Below are 3,268 nucleotides of genomic sequence, written 5' to 3' on the forward strand. Positions count from 1 at the left end.
TATTTTATATGTATATTTCGTATAAATTTACTTTTTAATGTTTGATTATTTACAACAACGAATGCTGCGTCATGACTGCCGGTTTTTCAATACCCATCAAGTTCAATATTGTAGGAGCAATATCTCCTAAAACACCATCATTTATATGTTTTAAATCCTTGTCCACCAATATTATAGGCACTGGATTGGTAGTATGTGCAGTGTTTGGCGACCCATCTGGGTTAATCATGGTTTCGCAATTGCCATGATCGGCAATAACTAGGGTTGTATATCCATTGGCTAGAGCTGCGGTAATCACTTTTTGCACACAAGCATCTACGGCTTCGCAAGCTTTGATGGCTGCTTCCATAACACCTGTATGCCCCACCATATCGCCATTTGCAAAATTTAAACATACAAAATCAACCTCCCCTTTTTGTATTTCTGGTACTAAAGCATCGGCTAATTCGTATGCACTCATTTCGGGTTGAAGGTCGTATGTGGCAACTTTTGGAGAATTTTTTAAAATTCGGCTTTCGCCAACAAATGGCTCTTCTCGACCGCCCGAAAAGAAAAACGTAACATGTGGATATTTTTCAGTTTCGGCAATTCTAATTTGTTTTTTGTTGGCTTTTTCCAAAACCTCGCCTAGTGTTTCTGTAATGTTGTCTTTATTGTAAACTACTTTTACATTTTGATATGTTTCGTCATAGTTGGTAAGGGTAACGTAATACAAATCGAGTTTGTGCATGTTTTGTTCATGAAAATCCCTTTGCGAAAGGGCTTCGGTCAATTCTCTTCCTCTATCGGTTCTGAAATTGAAAAACACCACTACATCGTGGGGTTTTATTTGAGCCACTGGGTTGTTGTTTTGATCCACCACTACGAGGGGTTCTATAAATTCATCTGTAATGTTTTGATGGTAACTTTCATGTATAGATTGTACAGGATTTTGGGTTTTTGTACCCTGTGCATGTACTACTAAATTATATGCTTTTTTTACACGTTCCCAGCGTTTGTCTCTATCCATCGCATAATACCGCCCAACAACTGTAGCCAGTTTTGCATTTGTAGGCTCTAAAAATTGTTGTAAATCCGACACATATTTTTCACCTGATTTAGGATCCACGTCTCGGCCGTCGGTAAAGGCGTGTACAAATACATTTTGAAGTCCAAAATCTTGTGTTGCCGTTATCAATCCTCTTAGGTGTGAGGTATGGGCATGAACTCCTCCATCTGAAAGCAAACCTAAGAAATGCAAACTAACCTTTTGATCTTTAGCATATTGAAACGCATCAATCAAAACTTGCTCTTGGCATAGGGTATTATTGGCAACGGCCAAATTGATTTTAGCCAAATCCTGATATACAATACGTCCTGCACCAAGATTCATGTGTCCTACTTCGGAGTTGCCCATTTGCCCTTCGGGCAAACCAACATTAAGCCCGTCTGTTCGGAGTTGTGCCGAAGGATATTGGGTATAAAGGCTGTTGATAAACGGTACATTGGCATTGTCTATGGCCGAAACTTTAGGATCGGGTGATTTTCCCCATCCGTCAAGAATCATTAAAATTACTTTTTTGTTCATGGTAGTTTATTTAGTTTATAGTTGCTTTTTTATTAGAAATTATGTTTTTTTTAAAATCAAAAATAATTAAAAAAACGAATAAAAGTATTGAGTTGTATCAGTTTTTTATATGAATTTAAAAATACTGTCTTGTTAATGAAAGGTAAACGTTACAAAAACAGCACGGGTTTTCATAGATTGTATATTGCCGGTCCAAGGGCTGTTAGGGTCGTTATCTCGAATGAGCTCATCGTTGAGGCCAAAAACTCCTCTAATGGAGGGCGAAAATTTGAAATATTCTAAATAAATGTCTATTCCAAAACCCAATTCATAGTTTGTAGTCATTTTTTTTACCCTAAATATTTGTTGGGCATTGTCGTCTTTTACACTTTGATTGCTGGAAAGATTGAGCGTTTGTGAAAAACCCGCCTCTAAATAAGGCCGAATATTGCCTGTTCGTAGTGCCGAATATTTAAGCAAAAGTGGAAAATTGAGATTGGTTGCTTTTGCCTCTCTAAGATAGTCGGTTTGCTTGGTAAATCCTGTAAAATAAATGTCTCTTTGGGTATAATGAAGGCCAGGTTCAAATCGCAAATTGAAATATTCATTCAACCGTAAATCGCCCACAATACCTACACTAAAACCAGCTGTAGATTTTATAAGCACATCTCTTCCTACTACGCTTTTGTAATCTATTTTATAATCATATACGTTTGTACCTAAATAAAAGCCATAATAAATACGTTGTTTGTCCCAATTTTCAAAATTTAAAACAGGATTTTTACTAAATACACTTCTTCTAAATTGAGCTTGAGAAGCTAAAACAAAATGTAATGACAATAAAATAAATAAATTCTTCATATTATAATTTTGATGCTGAATAAATGGTAGCTACCCCAAATGTTTGTGGCAAGGCTTGTACCTCTATAAACCCAATTTTTCTCAAAATATTGTTTAATTTTTCGCCATAAGGAAAAAAAGCGGCCGATTCGGATAAATAACCATAAGCACTATTGTCTTTTGAAAATAGTTTACCAATAAGTGGCAAGATGTTTTTGGAATAAAATTGATAGCCTTGCTTGAATGGTGTTTTTTCGGGAACCGAAGTTTCAAGAATTACAAATATCCCATTGGGTTTCAAAACTCTAAGAATTTCTGAAAGTCCTTGTTCAAGATTTTCAAAGTTTCTAACTCCAAAGGCCACCGTAATGGCATCAAAACTGTTGTCTGGGAAAGGCATTTTTTCGGAATCGCCTAATTGTAATTCTATTTTAGATTGCAAATTGCGGTCTGCTACTTTTTGTTTGCCCACTTCGAGCATGCCTGCAGATATGTCTATGCCAATAATTTTTTCGGCAGCAGTGTCAGACATCAATAGGGCCAAATCACCTGTGCCAGTGGCAATATCAAGGATGCTTTTGGGTTGTTTGTTTTGAACGAGTTGCAACACTTTTTTTCGCCATTTGACGTCTATTCCAAATGAAATGACTCTGTTTAGGTTGTCGTAATTGCTCGAAATAGTATCAAACATTTGTGCCACTTGTTCTTTTTTTCCTTTGTCGGAATTTTTATAAGGTGTGATGTTTTTAGACATTTTTCTAATTTTTAGCAAAGGTACTATTTTATTATTCAAATATAAAATCGAACTTAATTTCAGTTTATAAAACAGCATTATTATGCACATTGTTTTTGATTTTACTTTGTTTATACCAAATATACATA

3 protein-coding genes are annotated in these 3,268 nt (G+C 35.6%); all 3 read right to left on the minus strand.

The annotated features are described in order from the left end of the window. Nucleotides 1–49: 49 nt before the first annotated feature. The 3 genes from gpmI to ubiE all read right to left on the minus strand — a co-directional run bounded on the left by gpmI (nt 50) and on the right by ubiE (nt 3,140). Nucleotides 50–1,567 carry a 2,3-bisphosphoglycerate-independent phosphoglycerate mutase gene (gene gpmI / locus B0A58_RS07160; RefSeq protein ID WP_089080480.1) on the minus strand — a complete coding sequence of 506 codons (1,518 nt, stop codon included), beginning with the start codon at nt 1,565–1,567 and terminating at the stop codon, nt 50–52. Nucleotides 1,568–1,699: 132 nt separating this feature from the next. Further along, nucleotides 1,700–2,407, minus strand: coding sequence for a type IX secretion/gliding motility protein PorT/SprT (porT, locus tag B0A58_RS07165; RefSeq protein WP_089080481.1), 708 nt, complete (start codon nt 2,405–2,407; stop codon nt 1,700–1,702). Between the two features lies 1 nt (nt 2,408). Then, the gene (gene ubiE, locus B0A58_RS07170; RefSeq protein ID WP_089080482.1) at nt 2,409–3,140 is read right to left on the minus strand and encodes a bifunctional demethylmenaquinone methyltransferase/2-methoxy-6-polyprenyl-1,4-benzoquinol methylase UbiE; all 732 of its coding nucleotides are present in this window, start codon (nt 3,138–3,140) and stop codon (nt 2,409–2,411) included. Between the last annotated feature and the right edge of the window lie 128 nt (nt 3,141–3,268).

This window comes from Flavobacterium branchiophilum NBRC 15030 = ATCC 35035, from assembly GCF_002217205.1.
GTDB lineage: Bacteria > Bacteroidota > Bacteroidia > Flavobacteriales > Flavobacteriaceae > Flavobacterium > Flavobacterium branchiophilum.

Coding starts and splice junctions, on each gene's coding strand:
- porT (WP_089080481.1), bottom strand. CDS start 2,407: ATGAAGAATTTATTTATTTTATTGTCATTACATTTTGTTTTAGCTTCT.
- gpmI (WP_089080480.1), bottom strand. CDS start 1,567: ATGAACAAAAAAGTAATTTTAATGATTCTTGACGGATGGGGAAAATCA.
- ubiE (WP_089080482.1), bottom strand. CDS start 3,140: ATGTCTAAAAACATCACACCTTATAAAAATTCCGACAAAGGAAAAAAA.